General features: G+C 64.6%; 17 protein-coding genes. 8 read left to right on the top strand and 9 right to left on the bottom strand.

Annotation, left to right across the window (positions count from 1 at the left end):
* The first annotated feature begins 96 nt into the window (after positions 1 to 96).
* From CQ050_RS18145 to CQ050_RS18155, 3 genes are read left to right on the top strand one after another with little or no spacing between them, the layout of a single operon-like run.
* A complete protein-coding gene (locus tag CQ050_RS18145; RefSeq protein ID WP_105558230.1) occupies positions 97 to 1455 on the top strand; it encodes an acyclic terpene utilization AtuA family protein in 1359 nt (452 codons plus the stop codon).
* A complete protein-coding gene (locus CQ050_RS18150; RefSeq protein ID WP_105558231.1) occupies positions 1452 to 1841 on the top strand; it encodes a hypothetical protein in 390 nt (129 codons plus the stop codon). The genes CQ050_RS18145 and CQ050_RS18150 overlap by 4 nt, the downstream gene beginning before the upstream one ends.
* Positions 1842 to 1886: 45 nt before the next feature.
* On the top strand, positions 1887 to 2852 hold the full coding sequence (locus CQ050_RS18155) for a tripartite tricarboxylate transporter substrate binding protein (RefSeq protein WP_105558232.1): 966 nt from the start codon (positions 1887 to 1889) through the stop codon (positions 2850 to 2852).
* An 86-nt stretch (positions 2853 to 2938) separates the two neighbouring features.
* On the opposite strand, the gene CQ050_RS18160 is transcribed toward CQ050_RS18155, so the two are convergent.
* Positions 2939 to 3715 carry a ferredoxin--NADP reductase gene (locus tag CQ050_RS18160; protein WP_105558233.1) on the bottom strand — a complete coding sequence of 259 codons (777 nt, stop codon included), beginning with the start codon at positions 3713 to 3715 and terminating at the stop codon, positions 2939 to 2941.
* Between the two features lie 264 nt (positions 3716 to 3979).
* Here CQ050_RS18160 and CQ050_RS18165 point away from each other — a divergent pair, with 264 nt between their 5' ends.
* The 3 genes from CQ050_RS18165 to CQ050_RS18175 all read left to right on the top strand — a co-directional run bounded on the left by CQ050_RS18165 (position 3980) and on the right by CQ050_RS18175 (position 7589).
* Positions 3980 to 5023: a Fe(3+) ABC transporter substrate-binding protein gene (locus tag CQ050_RS18165; RefSeq protein WP_105558234.1), complete on the top strand. Its 1044-nt coding sequence runs from the start codon at positions 3980 to 3982 to the stop codon at positions 5021 to 5023.
* Between the two features lie 113 nt (positions 5024 to 5136).
* The gene (locus tag CQ050_RS18170; protein ID WP_105558235.1) at positions 5137 to 6807 is read left to right on the top strand and encodes an iron ABC transporter permease; all 1671 of its coding nucleotides are present in this window, start codon (positions 5137 to 5139) and stop codon (positions 6805 to 6807) included.
* A gap of 5 nt (positions 6808 to 6812) precedes the next feature.
* Entirely contained in the window at positions 6813 to 7589 is a 777-nt protein-coding gene (locus CQ050_RS18175) for an ABC transporter ATP-binding protein (protein ID WP_105558290.1), read from the top strand.
* Positions 7590 to 7760: 171 nt separating this feature from the next.
* On the opposite strand, the gene CQ050_RS18185 is transcribed toward CQ050_RS18175, so the two are convergent.
* From CQ050_RS18185 to CQ050_RS18195, 3 genes are all read right to left on the bottom strand, one after another.
* A complete protein-coding gene (locus CQ050_RS18185; RefSeq protein ID WP_105558236.1) occupies positions 7761 to 8738 on the bottom strand; it encodes a tripartite tricarboxylate transporter substrate binding protein in 978 nt (325 codons plus the stop codon).
* 89 nt (positions 8739 to 8827) lie between these two features.
* Positions 8828 to 9733: a pirin family protein gene (locus CQ050_RS18190; protein ID WP_105558237.1), complete on the bottom strand. Its 906-nt coding sequence runs from the start codon at positions 9731 to 9733 to the stop codon at positions 8828 to 8830.
* Between the two features lie 98 nt (positions 9734 to 9831).
* Positions 9832 to 10530: a pirin family protein gene (locus CQ050_RS18195; RefSeq protein ID WP_105558238.1), complete on the bottom strand. Its 699-nt coding sequence runs from the start codon at positions 10528 to 10530 to the stop codon at positions 9832 to 9834.
* A gap of 181 nt (positions 10531 to 10711) precedes the next feature.
* Between CQ050_RS18195 and CQ050_RS18200 the strand changes: the two genes are divergently transcribed.
* Positions 10712 to 11626: a LysR family transcriptional regulator gene (locus tag CQ050_RS18200; RefSeq protein WP_105558291.1), complete on the top strand. Its 915-nt coding sequence runs from the start codon at positions 10712 to 10714 to the stop codon at positions 11624 to 11626.
* A 70-nt stretch (positions 11627 to 11696) separates the two neighbouring features.
* On the opposite strand, the gene ntrC is transcribed toward CQ050_RS18200, so the two are convergent.
* From ntrC to rdgB, 5 genes are all read right to left on the bottom strand, one after another.
* Positions 11697 to 13190 carry a nitrogen regulation protein NR(I) gene (gene ntrC, locus CQ050_RS18205; RefSeq protein WP_105558239.1) on the bottom strand — a complete coding sequence of 498 codons (1494 nt, stop codon included), beginning with the start codon at positions 13188 to 13190 and terminating at the stop codon, positions 11697 to 11699.
* On the bottom strand, positions 13190 to 14254 hold the full coding sequence (gene glnL / locus CQ050_RS18210) for a nitrogen regulation protein NR(II) (protein WP_105558240.1): 1065 nt from the start codon (positions 14252 to 14254) through the stop codon (positions 13190 to 13192). Before glnL ends, ntrC begins: the two co-directional genes overlap by 1 nt.
* 193 nt (positions 14255 to 14447) lie before the next feature.
* The gene (glnA, locus tag CQ050_RS18215; protein ID WP_105558241.1) at positions 14448 to 15860 is read right to left on the bottom strand and encodes a type I glutamate--ammonia ligase; all 1413 of its coding nucleotides are present in this window, start codon (positions 15858 to 15860) and stop codon (positions 14448 to 14450) included.
* A 181-nt stretch (positions 15861 to 16041) separates the two neighbouring features.
* A complete protein-coding gene (gene hemW, locus CQ050_RS18220) occupies positions 16042 to 17265 on the bottom strand; it encodes a radical SAM family heme chaperone HemW (protein WP_105558242.1) in 1224 nt (407 codons plus the stop codon).
* Between the two features lie 26 nt (positions 17266 to 17291).
* Positions 17292 to 17915 carry an RdgB/HAM1 family non-canonical purine NTP pyrophosphatase gene (gene rdgB / locus CQ050_RS18225; protein ID WP_105558243.1) on the bottom strand — a complete coding sequence of 208 codons (624 nt, stop codon included), beginning with the start codon at positions 17913 to 17915 and terminating at the stop codon, positions 17292 to 17294.
* A gap of 182 nt (positions 17916 to 18097) precedes the next feature.
* Between rdgB and CQ050_RS18230 the strand changes: the two genes are divergently transcribed.
* Entirely contained in the window at positions 18098 to 19951 is a 1854-nt protein-coding gene (locus tag CQ050_RS18230) for an EAL domain-containing protein (protein ID WP_369868474.1), read from the top strand.
* Positions 19952 to 19998: the final 47 nt, after the last annotated feature.

Consider the following 19998-nt stretch of genomic DNA (forward strand, 5'->3'; position numbering starts at 1 on the left):
TTTTTTCTATTAATTGATCTGATCTTTCTATTTTACTGATTAAGGTCGTGTGCCTATAGTGAGCCCGACGCTCACCTTGGTTCGACTGGACCCCATATGCCTCAATCTCCCCTGCTCATCGGCTGCGCCTCCGGATTTTCCGGTGATCGTAGCGACGGCGCCGCCGCCGTGGTGCGCACGCTGGCCGCCCGGGGCGGCGGCACGTTGATTTTCGAAACGCTGGCCGAACGCACGCTTGCGCTAGCCCAATTGGCACGCAACGAAGACCCCAGCCGCGGCTACGAGCCGCTGCTGGACGAACTGGTTTCTCCAATACTGGCGGACTGCCTGCGCCACGGCATTCGCATCGTCAGCAATTTCGGCGCTGCCAACCCGCAAGCCGCGGCCCGGCGCATTGCCGCGATTGCCCGTGAGCAAGGCCTTCCCGTCCCACGCATCGCGGTAGTGCATGGTGACGCCCTGGACACGGCGGCGCAGCGTGCCTTGTTGCGGGAACGTCTGGGTGCGGCGCTGGCGGGCCACGAAATCGTCAGCGCCACCGTCTATCTGGGTGCGGCGGAAATCGCGCAGGCCCTGTCCGCGGGCGCGCAGATTGTCGTCGCGGGCCGTGTGGCGGACCCTTCGCTGACGCTGGGCCCTGCCATGGCGCACTTCGGCTGGGATGCGGCGGACTGGCCCCGCCTGGGCCGCGCCACGATGGCCGGCCACATGCTGGAATGCGGCCTGCAGGTCACGGGCGGCTACTTCTGCGTGCCCGGCCTGAAAGAAGTGCCGGATGTGCATGCGGCGGGTTTCCCCATTGCCGAAATCCATGCCGACGGCGAATTCGTCATCGGCAAGGCCGCCGAGACCGGCGGCGCGGTGGACGCCCGCACCGTGAAGGAACAGTTGCTGTATGAAGTCCATGATCCCGCGCGCTACCTGACGCCCGATGTTGTCGCCGACCTGAGCCAGGCGCGCGTGGTCGAACTGGGCGACAACCGCGTGGCCGTGCACGGCGTCACCGGTCATGCGCGCCCATCCGAATTGAAAGTGAACGTCTGCTATCGCGGCGGCTGGCTGGCCGAAGCCGAGATCTCGTACGCCGGCGTGCAAGCCGAAGCGCGCGCGCGGCTTGCGGCGGATATCGTCCAGAAGCGCTTGGGCGCCGCCTTCAAGCTGCGTGCCGACCTGATTGGCGCCATCAGCATCCTGGGGGACGACGCAGGTGAGATGCGCCGCGCGCAGCCCGACACACTGGCCCGCGATGTCCGGCTGCGACTGGCTGGTGAACACGCCGACCGCGCCCAGGCCGAACGCATTCTGCGTGAAGTGACCGCGCTATACACCTGCGGCCCGGCCGGTGGCGGCGGCGTCCGCACCGCGCTGCGGCCGCGCCTGAACATGGTGTCGTGCACCATTGCCCGCGATGCCGTCGAAAGCGGCTGGAACTTCCTGGAGGACATCACCCCATGACCCGCAACACCGACACGCAGTCCGTGCCGCTGTACCGGCTGGGCCACAGCCGCTCGGGCGACAAAGGCGACATCTCGAACCTGAGCCTGATCGCCTGGGACCCCGAATGCTACGCGGTGCTGGCCGCGCAGGTCACCGAAGCCCGCGTGGCGGCGTGGTTCGCGTACCGGCACCCTGCCCGCGTCACCCGCTACCTTCTGCCCACGCTGCACGCCATGAATTTCGTGCTGGAAGGCGTGCTGGACGGCGGCGTGAACGACGCGCTGAACCTGGACACGCACGGCAAAAGCCTGTCTTTCCGATTGCTGGACCTGACGGTGGAGGTGGGCGCAGACCTGGCCCGCCGGCTGCCAGACATACCCGGCGACCGTCCCGCGGCCGCCTGACCTTGCCATCCCCCCTATAAAAAAACACCACAGGAGACACACGACATGCGCATTTCATCCAAAGGCCGACTGGCCCTGCTGCTGGCCGCTGCCCTGCCGCTGACCGCACTGGCCCAGAGCTTCCCGGCCAAACCCATCACGTTCATCGTGCCGTTCGCCGCCGGCAGCGCAACCGACCAGATCGGCCGCGCCATCGGCCAGGGCGTCACGGAACAGACCGGGCAAGCCGTCGTGATCGAAAACAAGCCCGGCGCCAGCGCCATGATCGGCGCCGCCGCCGGGGCCCGCGCCGCGCCGGACGGCTATACGGTGCTGATCACCACCAACACCACCCATGCCGCCAACGAGCACCTGTACAAGTCGTTGACCTACCAGCCCGTGAAGGACTTCGCACCGATCTCGCTGTTGGGCAAGGGCGGCCAGATCATGGTGGTGAACCCGAATTCGCCAGCCAAGACCGTGGGCGAGTTCCTGGCGCAAGCCAAGCAATCGCCGGGCAAGCTGAGTTTCGGCAGCGGCAGCTCCAGCAGCCGTATCGCGGGCGAATTGCTCCAGCAGATGGCCGGCGTGCAGCTGCTGCATGTGCCATACAAGAGCAATCCGCTGGCGGTGACCGACCTGCTGGGCGGGCAGATCGACATGATGATCACCGACGCGGCAACCGGCCTGCCCCAGGTCAAGTCTGGCAAGCTGCGTGCGCTGGGCGTGACGGGCCTGGCGCGTTCGCCGCTGGCGCCCGACGTGCCCACGATCGCCGAAGCCGGCGTGCCAAACTACGAGATGGGCTACTGGTTCGCGGCCTATGCGCCCGCCGGCACGCCGCCCGACGTGATCAAGCGCCTGAACGAACTGCTGGTCAACGCAAGCAAGACCAAGCCTGCCCAACAGTTCTATGCGCAGACCGGCACGGAGCCCGCAACCTCCACGCCAAGCGAACTGGCCGCGTTTCAGCAGGCCGAATCGAAGAAATGGGGCGAAATCATCAAGAAGGCCGGGATCCAGCCCGAATAAGCCGAATTCGAGCAGAACGCCCTTCCCTGAATGCAAAAAACCCATCGCTTGCGATGGGTTTTTTGTTGCGGACGTGCCTTCGTGGCTTATTTGTCGACGAAAGCGCGTTCCACCACGTAATCGCCTGGCTGGCCCACGCCCGGCGACACGACGAAGCCGCGTTTGTCGAGCATGGCGCTGATATCGGCCAACATGTGCGGGCTACCGCAAATCATGGCGCGATCGGTTTCCGGGTTGATTTGCGGAATGCCGATGTCTTCGCACAGCTTGCCGTTTTCCATCAGTTCCGTGATACGGCCCTGATTGCGGAACGGTTCGCGCGTGACGGTCGGGTAGTACACGAGCTTGTCACGAACGATATCGCCGAAGAATTCGTTGTTCGGCAGCTCTTTTTCAATGAAGTCCGCGTAGGCCAGTTCGCTGACCCAACGCACGCCATGGACAAGGATGACCTTGTCGAAACGTTCGTAGATGTCGGGGTCTTTGATGATGCTCATGAACGGCGCCAGGCCCGTGCCGGTGCCAAACAGGAACAGGTGCTTGCCCGGCTTCAGGTCGTCGACCACCAGCGTGCCCACCGGCTTGCGGCTGACCAGGATGGTGTCGCCCTCTTTCAAGTGCTGCAGGCGCGACGTGAGCGGGCCGTTCTGCACCTTGATGCTGAGGAATTCGAGGTTTTCTTCGTAGTTTGCGCTGGCGATGCTGTAGGCCCGCAGCAGCGGCTTGCCTTCAACTTCCAGACCGATCATGACGAAGTGGCCGTTGTGGAACCGCAAGGCCGCGTCACGCGTCGTGGTAAAGGAAAACAGGGTGTCGTTCCAGTGGTGCACGCTAAGTACGCGCTCAGTATTGAAAGCAGCCATGTCGTAGTCGGAAATATTAGGGTTAGCCCTATTCTACAGGGTCTTGATAGGAATTGCTCTCATTATTCCGTAATACGCTTATGCCGTATTGATAGGGATCAAGCGTTGGATCCTATGCCTTACGAGCAGTTGAACGGTCTTTCGCTTCCTGTTATCGTCGCGTTCTCAGTTGATAATCGTTTTCGTTAGCAGACTGTTTTAAGCATCGGGAAGCCTTGCATTTCGCGGCTATTCCCCGTTGCAGCCCTAGCCGGAGTTCCCGACATGACCAAGCGTCCCCAATTGAATTCGCTGCTTCGCGCCCTGGCGCTGGCCGGCGCCGCCGCCTTCACTGTTTCGGCCAACGCCGCCGAAGAAGTCAGCCTGTACACCACCCGGGAACCCAAACTGATCCAGCCGTTGCTGGATGCTTTCACGAAGGAAAGCGGCATTAAGGTCAATACCGTCTTCGTCAAGGATGGGCTGCTGGAACGCGTCAAGGCGGAAGGCGCCAAGTCGCCTGCCGACGTGCTGATGACCGTGGACATCGGCAACCTGCTGGACCTGGTGGACGGCGGCGTCACGCAAGCGATCAAGTCCCAGACGCTGGAATCGGTGATTCCCGCCAATCTGCGCGGCGCCGACGGCAAGTGGTTTGCGCTGTCGCTGCGCGACCGCGTGTTGTACGTCGAAAAAGACCTGAAGCTGGAATCGTTCCGCTACGAAGACCTGGCCGACCCCAAGTGGAAGGGCAAGGTCTGCATCCGTTCGGGCCAACACCCCTACAACACCGCCATGGTCGCGTCGATGATCGCGCATGACGGCGCGGAAGCGACTGAAAAGTGGCTGCGCGGCGTCAAGGCCAATCTGGCGCGCAAGGCCGCGGGCGGCGACCGCGACGTGGCGCGCGACATCCTGGGCGGCATCTGCGATATCGGCCTGGCCAATGCGTACTACGTCGGTCACATGAAGAACGCCGAACCGGGCACCGACAGCCGCAAGTGGGGCGACGCCATCAAGGTCATCCGCCCGACCTTCGCCAACGAGAAAAGCGGCGGCACGCACGTGAACGTCAGCGGCGCAGCCGTTGCCGCGCATGCGCCGCACAAGGCCAACGCGATCAAGCTGCTGGACTTCCTGGTGTCCGAACCCGCCCAGGCGCTGTATGCCCAGGCGAACTACGAGTATCCCGTTCGCAAGGGCGTGAAGCTGGACCCCGTGATCGCCAGCTTCGGCGAATTGAAGGTGGACCCGCTGCCCTTGACCGAAATCGCCAAGCACCGCAAGCAAGCCAGCGAACTGGTGGACAAGGTCGGTTTCGACAACTGATAAGCCCCCGGCCGCCACGCTCCCGCGTGGCGTCGCCCTGCGGCAGTATTGGGCCTGTTCCTCTCTTTTTCGGGAGGAGCAGGCCTTGCCTTTGATGCAATCGACTTTGAAGCATGCACACAGAATCCTTGCCCCGGCCGCTGCGTTTGCGCTGGACTGAACGCGGCGCCGGCTGGCTCGCAGGTGCCGGCCTGATCGCGCTGGCGGTGCTGGCGCCCGTGCTGACGCTGCTCTGGTGGGCGTTGGGCGGTGAACTTTCGCACTGGCAGCATCTGGCAAGCTATGTGCTGCCACAGGCCTTGGCCAACACGGCCCTGTTGCTGGCGGGCGTAGGCGTGATGGTGACGTTGTTGGGCACGGGCGCCGCCTGGCTCGTGACCGCTTACGACTTCCCCACGCGCCGCATCCTGACCTGGGCGCTGCTGCTGCCGCTGGCGGTGCCGACTTACATCATCGCGTTCTCTTACCTGGACTTGCTGCACCCTATCGGGCCTGTCCAGACGGCGATCCGCGCGCTGCTGGGCTACGACAGCCCACGGCAGTTCCGCCTGCCCGACCTGCGCTCGATTTACGGCGCGATCTTCGTGCTGGGTTTCGTGCTGTATCCGTATGTCTACCTGAGCACGCGCGTCATGTTCATGACCCAGGCGGCCAGTTTGCTGGAAGCGGCGCGCACACTGGGCGCGGGCCGCATCGCCGTGTTCTTCCGCGTTGCCCTGCCCTTGGCCCGTCCGGCCATCGTCGTGGGCGTGAGCCTGGCGCTGCTGGAAACGTTGAACGATATCGGCGCGTCCGAGTTCCTGGGCGTGCAGACGCTGACGGTGTCGGTCTATACCACCTGGGTCACGCGGTCGGACCTGGCCGGCGCGGCGCAGATCGCGCTGACGATGCTTGCCATCGTGATCGGGTTGATCATGCTGGAACGCCATGGCCGCAAGCGCCAGCGCTATGCCAATACCCAACGCATGCGCCCCATGCAACCGCGCCGGCTACGCGGGGCGTCTGCTGCCGTAGCTGCCGTGCTGGGCTGGATCCCCGTCGTGCTGGGTTTCATTGCGCCCGCCGCCTACCTGATCTTCGAAACGTACAAGCGCCTGCATCTGGTAGGTGGCGTATCCGACCAATTGATCAATGGCCTGGGCAACACGCTGATCGTTGCGTTCAGCGCCACCATCGTGACCCTGCTTTGCGGCCTGATCGTCGCCTGGGCTGGACGGACCCTGCGCGAAAGCGCCAGCTTCAACCCGGGCCGCGCCTGCGCACGCATCGCCAGCCTGGGCTATGCGGTACCAGGCACCGTTCTGGCCATCGGGCTGCTGACGCCCTTCGTCTGGATCGACAGCGCGGTTGCCACGGTCTTTGGCGGCTCGGGATTGTTCCTGATGGGTTCCATGGGCGCGCTGGTGTGCGCCTATGTGATCCGGTTCCTGGCGATTTCCACCGGCGCGCTGGAAGCGGGCCTTGCGCGCATCCCCCCTTCGCTGGAACAGGCGTCGCGCCTGCTGGGCGAAAGCTCGGCGGGCACGTTGCGCCGGGTCCACCTGCCGCTGCTGCGCCCCGCGCTGGCCGCAAGCGCGTTGCTGGTCTTCGTGGACGCCATGAAGGAGCTGCCGGCCACCTTGCTGCTGCGCCCCATGAATTTCGACACGCTTGCCACCTGGCTCTACGCCGAAGCCGCCCGCGGCACGTACGAGGAAGGCGCCGTCGCGGCGCTGGCGATCGTGCTGGCCGGCCTTTTGCCCGTCATCCTGCTGGCGCGCACCAATCTGAAAATGGGACATTGATCATCGTGCCCGATCTGTTAGAAATCGACCGCCTTTCGCTCGCCTACGACACGCCCAATGGTTTGAAACCGGTGGTGCAAGACCTGACGCTTGGCTTGCCCGCCGGGCACATCGGGTGCCTGCTGGGCGAGTCGGGCTGCGGCAAGACCACGGTACTGCGCGCCATCGCCGGCTTCGAGCCCGTGCGCGCGGGCCGCATCCTGCTGGACGGCACCGTCATTTCGTCTCCGACCGAGCAAGTGGCGCCGGAATTACGCCGCGTGGGCATGATGTTCCAGGACTACGCCCTGTTTCCGCATCTGACCGTGGCGCTTAACGTGGCATTCGGCCTGCGCAAGCTTACGCGCGCGGACCGGGCCCGCCGCGTCGAAGAGATGCTGGAGCTGGTGGGTCTGGCGCATGCCGCCAACAGTTACCCGCATGAGATTTCGGGTGGCCAGCAACAGCGCGTAGCGCTGGCCCGGGCGCTGGCGCCCTCGCCCGACCTGCTGTTGCTGGATGAACCGTTTTCGAATCTGGATGTGGACACGCGGGAACGCCTGGCCTTCGAAGTGCGGGACATTCTCAAGACCACCGGCCACACGGCCATTCTGGTCACGCACAACCAGGCTGAAGCCTTCGCCATCGCGGACCGCATCGGCGTGATGACGAAGGGGGCGATCGCGCAGTGGGATACGCCCTACAACCTGCACCATCACCCCCGCAACGATTTCGTGCGGGACTTCATCCGCCGCGAAGCGTTGGAGGCACAGCGCGAACAGGCATTCGCACGCGGGCGCTGACGCGGCCCGCGGTGCCCGCCGCAAGGCGGCCGGCGAGGCATCGGCCGCCGCGGCATGGGCCGCCCCGGCATGGGCCGCCCCGGCATGGGCCGCCCCGGCATGGGCCGCCCCGGCATGGGCCGCCCCGGCATGGGCCGCCCCGGCATGGGCCGCCCCGGCATGGGCCGCCCCTCAATCCGCCGCCAGCTTGACCTTTTGGGACAGGGCCTTGAAGGCCTCGTGCTGGCTCTGGGTCAGGCGCTCGACCTCTTGCGGTGTCGATCCATAGGGCATGAAGCCGGCCTGCTCCAGCTTGTCCTTCACTTCCGGCAATGCCAACGCCCACTGGAACGCCTCGCTCAGCGCACGGGTGACGTCGGGCGACATCTTGGCCGGCCCGTATACCGCGAACCAGGGATCCACCACCGCGCCTGCATAACCGAGTTCGGCCAGCGTCGGCACGTCCGGCAGCGCCGGCGAACGCTTGCTGCCGGTTACCGCCAAGGCATGGACCTTGCCCGCCTTGATGTGCGGCAACGAGGCAGGCAGGTTGTCGAACATGACGGGAAGGTGCCCGCCCAACAAGTCGTTCAGGCCTTGGGCGCTGCCCTTGTACGGAATGTGTTGCATGCCGGCGCCGGTCAGCTGATCAAACATGACGCCCGCCAGATGCATGGACGTGCCCGTGCCCGGTGTGCCGAAAGCGGTGCCTGGATGCTGCTTGGCGTAGGCCACCAGATCCTTGACGCTGTCCACTTTCAAGGCGGGGCCCGTTTCAAGCACCACCGTGGAAGCGCCCAGCATGCTCACGCCGGTGAAGTCCTTGGTGGGGTCGAATGGCATCGACGGGTAGACGAAAGGATTCAACGCGTTGGTGGAAATGGCCCCGAAGCCGATCGTGTAACCGTCGGGCGCGGCTTTGGCCACGGCATCCATCCCGATATTGCCGCCCGCGCCCGGCCGGTTTTCGACAATGACCGGCTGGCCGAGCTTTTCGGCCACTTTCTGCCCGGCGGTGCGCGCCACCAGATCGGTGGTGCCGCCGGCCGTGTACGGCACGATGAAGGTGATGGGCTTGGTGGGATAACCTGCGGCCAATGCCGCGGATGCGCCGTTGGCAAGCGCCAACGCAGCGACGCCGCGCACAAGGTTGAGGGTATAGCGATGCATGTGTCTCCATCCTGTTGTTATCAAGGTTTGGAGGCGCATCATACTGCCGCGCAGCGCTTGCGCGGCAGTGCCGGACACGTCAAATGCGATCAGGCGCGCGGTTCAGGCAGCGGGATGTACTCGGTCTCGTCGCCCGGCACGATCTGGTCGAAGCGGGTGCGCTGCCAATCCTGCTTGGCCTGCTCGATGCGGTCCTTGCTGCTGGAGACGAAGTTCCACCAGAGGAAGCGCGGACCCTCCAGGGGTTCGCCGCCCAACACGGCGAAGCGGGCGGCGGTGACCGCACGGATCTGTACAGGCCGACCCGGAGCAAAAACCACCAGGCGACCGCTTTCGAACACCTGCCCGTCGATCTCGATCGAGCCTTCGGCCAGATAGGCGGCGCGCTCTTCGTGTTCGGCCGGCAGCACCGTCGTTGCGCCCGCCTGCAGTTGGAGGTCGCCGTAGAACAACGGCGACAGCGTCTTGACCGCCGACGTCTTGCCGAACAGCGACCCTGCCACGACCTGGGCGCGCACGCCCTCGCCTTCAATCACCGGCTGCGCATCCAGCCCGTAGTGCGTGAAACCGGGGTCTGTTTCCTCGTGTTCCTTCGGCAAGCCCACCCAGATCTGCAGGCCACAGAGACGCTGCGGCGCCTTGCGGCTGTCCGGCGACGAGCGTTCGGAATGGACGATGCCGCGGCCGGCCGTCATCCAGTTCACTTCGCCGGGAAGGATGGTCTGGGTATTGCCGGCGCCGTCGCGGTGCACCATCGACCCTTCGTACAGGTAAGTGACGGTCGACAAGCCGATATGCGGGTGCGGGCGCACATCGATGCCCGAACCGGCATCGAATTCCACCGGACCCATGTGGTCAAGGAAAACGAACGGCCCCACCGTGCGCCGCTGCGCCGACGGAATCGCGCGACGCACGGAAAAACCGCCAAGGTCGCTGGTACGCGGCACCACGACGGTTTCAATCTGGTTTTCGCCTGAATTCGACAAAGTGGACATGGGATAGCGCTCCGCATCAATAGGCCAATGGCCATGTTAAGGCCCAACGGCCCGTTCAAAGACACGCCGGGCGGAAACCTTCCGCCCGGCTTCAGGCGTTATGCCAGGTCAAACACCAGCACTTCGGCGTTCTTGCCACCCGACAGCTCAACACGGGCATCGTCCGTGATGGCGGCCGCATCGCCTGCCGAAAGCTCGACGCCGTTGACCGTCACGCTACCGCGCGCCACATGGACCCAGGCTCGGCGGCCGGCGGCCAACGCCAGGGTGGCGGATTCGTCACCGTCGAACAGGCCGCCATACATCCGGGCGTCTTGATGGATCTTCATCGAGCCATCTTCCCCGTCAGGCGATACCAGGGCTTGCAGCCGGCCGCGCTTTTGCGCATCGCTGAACGCGCGCTCTTCGTATTCCGGGGCAATGCCGGTCACGTCGGGCTCGATCCAGATTTGCAGCATGTGCGTTTCGGTGTCAGGCAGCGGATTGAACTCGGAGTGCATCACGCCGCGGCCGGCGCTCATCCGTTGCACGTTGCCGGGCTGGATGGTGGAACCGCTGCCCATGCTGTCCTTGTGCGCAATCGCGCCGTTCAGCACATAGGTGATGATCTCCATGTCGCGATGGCCGTGCGTGCCGAAGCCGCGGCCGGCTGCGATACGGTCATCATTGATGACGCGCAGCGAACCAAAGCCCATATGCGCCGGGTCGTAGTAGTTGGCGAAGGAAAACGTGTGAAACGAATCGAGCCAGCCATGGTTGGCATGGCCCCGTTCGGCAGCGCGGCGGATCGTAAGCATTGCGGACTCCTGTTTCAATAATATGAATGGTCTGAAGCGTGCGGCGGGTGGCGCTTTATTGCCATCAACTTCGTTGCACGCTTGGCATGAGTGATATTCTGCGCGTGCCAAACCTGTCGTTTGGCGCTATATTTTGACGAAACCATTCAAATATTCTGAATACCTCTTCCCGGCCATCGCCATGCAGCCCATCACCCCCGAATTGCTTATCCTGGTTGACGCCATTGCGCGCCATGGCAGCTTTGGCAAAGCCGCCCGCGAGCTTGGCAAAGTGCCCTCGGCCGTCACCTATTCGATCCGCAAACTGGAGGACGGCCTGGACGTCCTGTTGTTCGACCGCTCCGGGCACCGGGCGTTGCTGACCCCCGCAGGGGAAGCGCTGCTGAAGGATGGGCGTCATGTGCTGCAGTCGCTGGATGACCTGGCCTGCCGCGTGAAGCGCATCGCCACCGGCTGGGAGGTCGAACTGCGCATCGCAGTCAGCGCGGTGCTGCCGTGGCGGCCGCTGTATGACCTGATCGACGAATTCCAGACGCTCGAGAGCGCGACCACGCTGCGCTTTTCCAGCGAGGTGTTGAGCGGCAACTGGGATGCGTTGACCTCGGGGCGCGCCGACCTGGTGATTGGCGCCGGCGCGAACGCCGAACCCACGGGGCCGTACCGGTCGCAGGCGATCGGCACGACGCAGTTCGCCTTCTGCGTCGCGGCGCACCATCCGCTGGCGTCCTTGCGTCAGCCCCTTACCCGTGCAGACATCACGAAATACTGCGCGGTTGTCGTGGCCGATACGTCGCGCAACCTGCCGCCGCAGTCGCGCGGCATCCTCGCGGACCAACCGACCCTGGTGATGCCGTCCATGCAAGCCAAGATCGACGCGCAAGTCCGCGGCCTGGGCTGCGGTTATCTGCCGCTGACCATGGCGGCGCCATACTTGGCGCAGGGCTTGCTGGTGGTATGTGAAACGGATGAAGGCATGTCCCTGACGGAACACGTCGCCTATGCCTGGCGCGCTGAACCGCCGGGCGAAGCACTGAAGTGGTGGCTGCAGAAGCTGAAGTCGCCACGGTTGTGCGAGAGCTTGCTGGGGATGGGGTGATGGATGGCGCGCGGACCGGCACGCGCGATGGGCCAGGCGCATCACGCGCGCAGCCCATCGCGCATTGCCGTCATTCGTCTTCGATCCCCAACTCGCGCAGTTTGCGCGTGATGGTGTTGCGGCCGATACCCAGGCGGGATGCGGCTTCCACGCGGCGGCCGCGGCTGGCGTCCAACGCGCTTTGCAGCAGGATCTTTTCGAACTGGCGCGTCAGCGTGGCCATTACGGCCGGTTCGCCGCGTTCCAACCGGTACTGCGCATCGCGTAGCAGGGAATCCTGCCAGTTGCGCGGCGCGCCGTCGTCCACGCCCTGCGGCGCCTGCACCACGGTGCCGATGCCCGGCATGGGCGTCGCCGGGCGCAATGGCACGGCACCCGGTTGCTGCTGATGTTCCAGCGCGCGGATTTCCGGCGGCAGGTCCTGCCGGTCGACCGTCTGCCCCGGCGCCATCACCGTCAACCAATGGCAGAAGTTCTCGAGTTGCCGGACGTTGCCCGGAAAGTCGAACTTGGTCAGCACGGCCAGCGCATCCGGCGTCAGCCGCTTGACCGGCACGCCAAGCGTGCGGGCGCTTGCCGTCAGGAAATGCTGGGCCAGCGCCGGGATGTCTTCCACGCGCTCGCGCAACGGCGGCAGGCGCAGGCGGATCACGTTCAGGCGATGGAACAAGTCCTCACGGAACAAGCCTTGTTCGACACGCTGCTCCAGCGGCTGGTGAGTGGCGGCGACGATGCGCACGTCGACGCGCACGGGCTGCGCGCCACCGACGCGATAAAAGCTGCCTTCGGCCAGCACGCGCAGCAGGCGTGTCTGCAATTCGATCGGCATGTCGCCGATTTCATCAAGGAACAACGTCCCGCCGTGCGCTTCTTCAAAACGCCCGCGGCGAAGGTTGTTCGCGCCCGTGAACGCGCCGCGTTCGTGGCCGAACAGTTCGGCCTCAAGCAAGTCGCGCGGAATGGCGGCGGCGTTCAAGGCCACGAACGGGCCGCTGGCGCGAACGCCGTGCCCGTGCAGGGCACGAGCGACCAATTCCTTGCCGGTTCCCGATTCGCCGGTGATCAGCACCGTCACCTTGGACTGGGCCAGCCTGCCGATGGCGCGGAACACCTCCTGCATGGCGGTGGAAGACGACTGCGTCATCATCCAGCGCTCGTTGTTCTGGGCGGCCTCGCCCTGCCCCTCGGGCGTTTCCGGTTGCGTCGATTCCTGCATGGCGCGCTGGATCAGCGCGACCGCCTCGTTCACGTCGAACGGCTTGGCCAAGTAATCGAACGCGCCGCCCTGGAACGCGGAAACCGTGCTGTCCAGGTCGGCGAATGCCGTCATCACAATGACGGGCAAGCCGGGGTGGCGCTCTTTAAGTTGCCGCAATAGCTCCAGGCCATTGCCGCCGGGCATGCGGATATCGGACACCAGGGCGACGGGCGTTTCACGCGACAGCGCTTCCAGCACGTCGGCCGATTGGGAGAAACTGCGGGTGGGCACACCAGCGCGGGCCAGGGCCTTTTCGAGGACCCAGCGGATGGCCTGGTCGTCGTCGACGATCCATACGGGTTTCATCAGTGTGCGGGCTCCATCGGTAGGACCAGGCGAAACTCGGTGCGCCCGGGTCGGGATTCAAATTCGATGATGCCGCCGTGCTGTTGCACGAAGTCCTGGGCCAGGCTCAGGCCCAATCCCGTGCCGCCCGCCCTGGCCGTGACCAAGGGGTGGAAAATGCGGTCACGAATGTGGTCCGGCACACCGGGACCGTTATCGATGATGGACAGCACCAGTGCCAGCCGGTGCTGGCGGTGGGCCAGCATGACCTGGCGTGCCACGCGGGTGCGCAGGGTCACCACGCCCGGCTCTGTCTTTGGCCCGTCGGGCCGCGCCACCAGCTCCTGCGCGGCGTTGCGCGCCACATTCAGGACGGCCTGCATCAAACGGGCGGCATCGCCTTTCAAATCGGGCACCGACGCGTCGTAGTCGCGCAGGATGGTGACGTCGTTGCGGAATTCGGCCTGGATCAGCGCGCAGACGCGTTCGCAGATCTCATGGATGTTCACCGGCCGCGCGTTCAGCGGTACGCGTTGTGGTCCGCTCAAGCGGTCCACCAGCGCCTGCAGGCGGTCGGCTTCGGAAATAATGACCTGGGTGTATTCGGCCAGGGCCGCGCTGGGCAGTTCAGCTTCCAGCAACTGCGCCGCGCCGCGCAAACCGCCCAAGGGATTCTTCACTTCATGCGCAAGGTTGCGCAGCAACTCGCGGTGCGCTTCGATCTCGTCGACCAGCCGATGATTGCGGTCGGCCAGAACACGTTGCTCGATCTCGCGGGTTTCTATCAGCACGGGCCAGCGCTGGCCCGTCAGCCCGACCGTCGTGACGGCGACTTCCACGGATTCGGCGGCGCGGCGCAACGAGGCCAATTGCCTGACGTCGGCGTACCTGCCCGCCGCGGCGCGGTCGATGGAGGACTGGATATTCTCTGGGGTGTCGAACAGTGTGGCGGCGGAGTGCCCGCCCAGCTGCTTGCGCGAACGGCCGAACAGATCTTCGGCGGCAGCGTTGGCGTATTCAATGTGGCCGCGCTCGTTGACCAGGAAAACGGACGTGGCAAGCAGATCGAGAGCTTCTACATTCATTTTTCAACGTACCCGAATGACAGGGGGGAAAGCGGAACGCGCCCGCGACGGCGGCGCCGGAACCCGGCGCCCTGCCCGCCAGGCATGACGCCTGGCGGACAAACCGTCGAGCCGCGACCTGGTGGTGCGCGTGGTGTGGGCCCTGGTTTCTGCCTACATCATCGCGCTCCCCCCCGCCACAGCCTCTAAACGATCAGAGGCTGTAGTACATGTCGAATTCGACCGGGTGCGTCGTCATGCGCAGACGATTCACATCGGCCATCTTCAGATCGATGTAGGCGTTGAGCATGTCGTTGCTGAACACGCCGCCACGGGTCAGGAATTCGCGGTCCGCGTCCAGGGCTTCCAGCGCTTGTTCCAGCGAGGAGCACACGGTCGGGATCTTTGCGTCTTCTTCCGGCGGCAGGTCGTACAGGTTCTTGTCGGCCGGATCGCCCGGGTGGATCTTGTTCTGGACGCCGTCCAGGCCGGCCATCATCAGGGCCGAGAAAGCCAGGTACGGGTTGGCCAGGGGGTCCGGGAAACGCGCTTCGACGCGGCGGCCCTTCGGGTTGCCGACGTACGGAATGCGGATCGAGGCCGAACGGTTGCGGGCCGAGTAGGCCAGCTTCACCGGCGCTTCGTAGTGCGGGACCAGACGCTTGTACGAGTTCGTGCCGGGGTTCGTGATGGCGTTCAGGGCACGGGCGTGCTTGATGATGCCGCCGATGTAGTACAGCGCGAATTCCGACAGACCGGCATAGCCATTGCCCGCGAACAGGTTCTGGCCATCCTTCCAGATGGACTGGTGCACGTGCATGCCGGAACCGTTGTCGCCAACGATGGGCTTGGGCATGAACGTGGCGGTCTTGCCGTAGGCGTGGGCCACGTTGTGCACCACGTACTTGACGATCTGCGTCCAGTCGGCGCGCTGGACCAGCGTGCTGAACTTGGTGCCGATTTCCAGCTGGCCGGCGCCGGCCACTTCATGGTGGTGCACTTCAACCGGCACGCCCATTTGTTCCATCAGCAGGCACATTTCCGAACGCATGTCCTGGAACGAATCAACCGGAGGAACGGGGAAGTAGCCACCCTTGACAGCGGGACGATGGCCGGTGTTGCCGCCTTCGAATTCCTGGCCGGTCGACCACGAGGCTTCTTCGGACTTGATCTTGACGAACGTGCCCGACATGTCGGTGTTCCACGTCACGCCGTCGAAGACGAAGAATTCGGGTTCCGGACCGAAGTAGGCGGTGTCGCCCAGGCCGGAGGACTTCAGGTAGGCTTCGGCGCGCTTGGCCAGCGAACGCGGGTCACGGTCATAGCCCTTCAGGTCCGACGGTTCGACGACGTCGCACGACAGGATCAGGGTCGGCTCTTCACGGAACGGATCCAGGTTGCCGGTCGAGCAATCGGGGATGAGCAGCATGTCGGAAGCTTCGATACCCTTCCAACCCGGGATCGACGAACCGTCGAAAGCCTGGCCGCTTTCCAGCTTGTCTTCGTCGATCTGGCTGGTGGGCACGGAAACGTGGTGCTCGCGGCCAACCGTATCGGTGAAGCGGAAATCCACGAATTTGACTTCGTTATCGGCGATCTGTTTCAGGACGTCTTTCGGGCTTGCCATGTCATCTCCATTAGATAAAAAGGTCGAGGGCTTTGCCTCTCGACTGGCATAAAAGAGGGAAGCAATAAGCGTGCCAGGTTTTACCCCCGGGAATCCCCGGGGAAAGCGGCACGGTCACGAAAAAATGTAGCACCACTATGGTGCAAATGGTGGGGCACGATTGCCCCAATGTGGTGCGGAATCAGGACAGGAACATTTCCTGAAGGTCATTCAGGAAGCGCCAGCCTAGGGGTGTGGCCCGCAGGCGGGTCGGGTCGCCATCCAGCAAGCCCCGTTTGGTGGCTGCCTCCAATTGGTGCGCAATAGCGGCAAGCGACAAACCGGTGCGCTCGTTGAACGCCGTGCTGGGAACGCCGTCCTTCAACCGCAACGCGTTGAGCATGAACTCGAAAGGCAATTCGTCGGCACCTACCTGGCGGCTTTCGGCCAGATGGCTGCCATCCCGGGCCATCGCGGCCTGCATCCAGGAATCAGGGCTGCGCAGCCGCGCCTCTCGAACGATACGGTCATGGAACGACAATTTGCCGTGCGCACCGGGGCCGATGCCCAGGTAATCGCCAAATTCCCAATAGTTGACGTTGTGCCGGCAGCGGGCGCCGGGCCTGGCGTATGCGGACACCTCGTAACGGGCCAGGCCGGCGGCCGCCAGTTCCGCCTCGACGGCGTCCTGCATGGCGGCGCTGGTGTCGTCGTCGGGCAGTTCATCGGGCGGAAACTTGGCGAAGACGGTGTTGGGTTCCATCGTCAGGTGATACAGCGACAAATGCTCGGTGCCGAACGAGATGGCCTCGCGCAGGTCGGCCACACAGGCGTCCAGTGTTTGGCCTGGCAGCGCGAACATCATGTCCAGGTTCACGCGCGAGACGGCCTGCTGCGCCATGCCGATGGCGGCGCGTGCCTGCTCGGCATCATGGATGCGGCCCAGCTTCTTCAGTTGGGCGTCGTCGAAACTCTGGATACCCAATGAGAAGCGCGTAACGCCGCTGGCGGCGTAATCGCGAAAACGGCTGGCCTCGGCGGTGCCGGGGTTGGCCTCCATGGTGATCTCGGCGTCTGGCCAGACGTTCAGACAGGCTCGCAGCATGGCCAGCAGTTCATCCAGGCCGGCTGACGACAGCAGGCTGGGCGTGCCGCCGCCGATGAAGATAGACACCACCTGACGGCCCCAGATGGACGGCAGCGCTTGTTCCAGGTCGCTGCGCAAGGCGTCCAGATAGGCACGTTCGGGGATTTCGCCCGGCGCGGCGTGGGAATTGAAGTCGCAATAGGGGCATTTGCGCACGCACCACGGCACGTGCACATAGACGGACAACGGCGGCAGGCTGGTCAACGTGGCGCCGGCCGGCACAAGCCGGCGCGAGGGCGAGGCGCCCAGATCGTTGCGGATGGGGATGGTGATGGACATGCGGTTTCCTGGAGCGAACGCTCCCCTCAAGCCTGGCTTAGCTTGCTCAGCAGCTCGCGCAGCGCGCGGGCGCGATGGCTGACCCGGTTCTTTTCCTCGGGATCCAGCGTCGCCGCGGTCAACCCCATGTCAGGCAAGTAGAAATGGGGATCGTAGCCAAACCCGTTCGCGCCTTCGGGCTGGTCGATGATTTCGCCATGCCACAAGCCTTCGCCGATGATCGGGCACGGGTCGTTTTCCGAACGCACCAACGCCAGCACGGCAACGTACCAGGCACGGCGGTCGGCCTGCCCGGCCAGTTTTTGCGTCAGCAGCGCATTATTGGCCAGGTCGGACTTTTCGCCGCCATGCATCTTGGCGTAGCGGGCCGAATAGACGCCGGGCGCGCCGTCCAGCGCGGCCACGCACAGGCCGGAATCGTCGGCCAGCGCTGGCAGCCCGGTCAGGCGGCTGGCGTGGCGGGCCTTGGCCAAGGCGTTTTCGACAAAGGTGACATGCGGTTCTTCGGCTTCGGGCACGCTCAGGTCGCCCTGGGGCACCAGTTCGATGCCCAGAGGAGCAAACAAGGCGGAAAATTCACGCAGCTTGCCGGCGTTGTTGGACGCCAGCACGATGCGGCGCAGGGAATCGGGAATCTTGGGGGAAGTCATAAGGCAAATTGTATAGGGCGCAGCCCGCCCGCGCCGCCGGCGCGCCAGATGTCCCTGCGCCCCGTATCGGCATCGAAATCCCCGCCTGAAGCTATTGCCGGGCACCTTGCCGCAACAACACAGACATATTTTGTCGTCAACATCGCTAATCTTGTCACTGATCGTATCTGACGCCCTCGGCGATGACCCCACTTCACGCTATGCCCCGGACGGCCGCGGTCCGCGCGCCCCACTCTACGCCGGGCGATGCGCCGGCACCCGCCGGCTTGGCCGGCATCCTGCAAGAACGACTGCTGCGACCGCGCTACCAGCCCGTCGTCGACCTGTCGCATAGCCGCATCTACGGCCATGAAAGCCTGATCCGCGGGCCCGCCGACACCGCCTTGCACTTCCCGGACGCCCTGTTCGCCGAAGCGCGGCGCCAGGGGCTGCACCCGCAGCTGGAGCTGGCCAGCTTTCGGGCCGGCGCGCAAGGTTTCCAGGACAACGACGCAGCGGGCAAGCTGTTCCTGAACTTATCAGGATCGGCGCTGATTCATTATTGGACGCTGTGGGGCGACGACATGCCGCTGCGTCTTTTGAAGGACTGCACGCTGCCACCGTCCAGCATCATCGTCGAGCTGACCGAACAAGACCCGCTGTCGGACCACATGGACGAACTGGGCAGCGCGTTCGCCTGCCTGCGCGAATGCGGCATGCGCATCGCGCTGGACGATTACGGCGTGGGCAATTCAAACTTGCAGCTGTGGTCCGAAATGCAGCCCGACCTGGTCAAGATCGACCGGTATTTCTTTGAAGGCATCGGCCAAAGCGACCGCAAGCAAAATATGGTGCGGGCCATCCTGAAAGTGGCGCAGCATCTGGGCACGGCCATCGTGGCCGAAGGCATAGAGACCGCGGAAGACCTTGCCGTGGTGCGCGAACTGGATATCCGGTACGCGCAAGGTTGGTTCCTGGGCCGGCCCGAGGAAACGCTGTTGACCGAGTTGACCGCGCCGCTGCGCGACTCGCTGCGGGTCCGCAGCCCCGCCCCGCTGTCGCAGCGTTCTGCCGGCGGCACCGCCGCCAGCCTGCGCGTGGAAGCGCCGGCCGCCTTGCTGAACCAGCACACCAACGACGATGTGCATCGGCTGTTCATCGAACACAAAAGCATGCATGCCGTCGCGGTGGTCGACGGCGACAACCGCCCCGTGGGCATCATCAACCGCCGCGATTTCTCGGAACACTACGCGCAACGCTATACGCGTGAGCTGTTCGGCCGCGACGCGTGCTCGACGTTTATGAATGGCGAACCCGTCCTGGTGGACCTGAATGTGTCGATCGACCAGTTGAGCCATGTGCTGATTTCCGAAGACCAGCGCTACCTGATGGACGGCCTGATCATCACGCGGGACGGCCGTTACGACGGCCTGGCCACCGGCGAGACCCTGGTGCGGTCGGTCACCGAGATGCGGATCGAAGCCGCGCGCTACGCCAATCCGCTGACGTCGCTGCCCGGCAACATCCCCATCAGCCGGCACATCGCCACCTTGCTGGAAGACGCCGCGGACTTCACGATCTGCTATGGCGACCTCAATAACTTCAAGCCATTCAACGACGTATACGGCTACTGGCGCGGCGACGACATGATCATGCTGACCGCCGAGGTCATCAAACGGCATTGCGACCCGCTGCGCGACTTCGTGGGGCATGTGGGCGGCGACGACTTCGTGGTGCTGTTCCGCAGCCTGGACTGGGTGCAGCGCGTGCAACGCATCATCGCCGAGTTCAATGAACAGGCCATGGACCTGTACGACGACCAGGGCCGCCATAACGGGGGCATCGAAGCCGAAGACCGTTATGGCGTGCCGCGCTTCTTTCCGTTCGTGACACTGGGCGTGGGCGCGCTGACCGTCACGCCGTCTTTATGCGAGCGCATCCGCCCCGAGGACATCGCGTCGGCTGCCGCGCATGTCAAGCACAAGGTCAAGCATGGGAACCTGTCGCTGGTGATCGAACGCTACACCGGCGGCGCCCTGCCCCAGCTGGCCGACTAGCTGGCCGCTGGCCGAGGCCTGCACGGCGGCGGCATTCTGCGCCGCCT

Source organism: Achromobacter sp. MYb9 (assembly GCF_002975275.1).
Classification (GTDB): domain Bacteria; phylum Pseudomonadota; class Gammaproteobacteria; order Burkholderiales; family Burkholderiaceae_B; genus Achromobacter.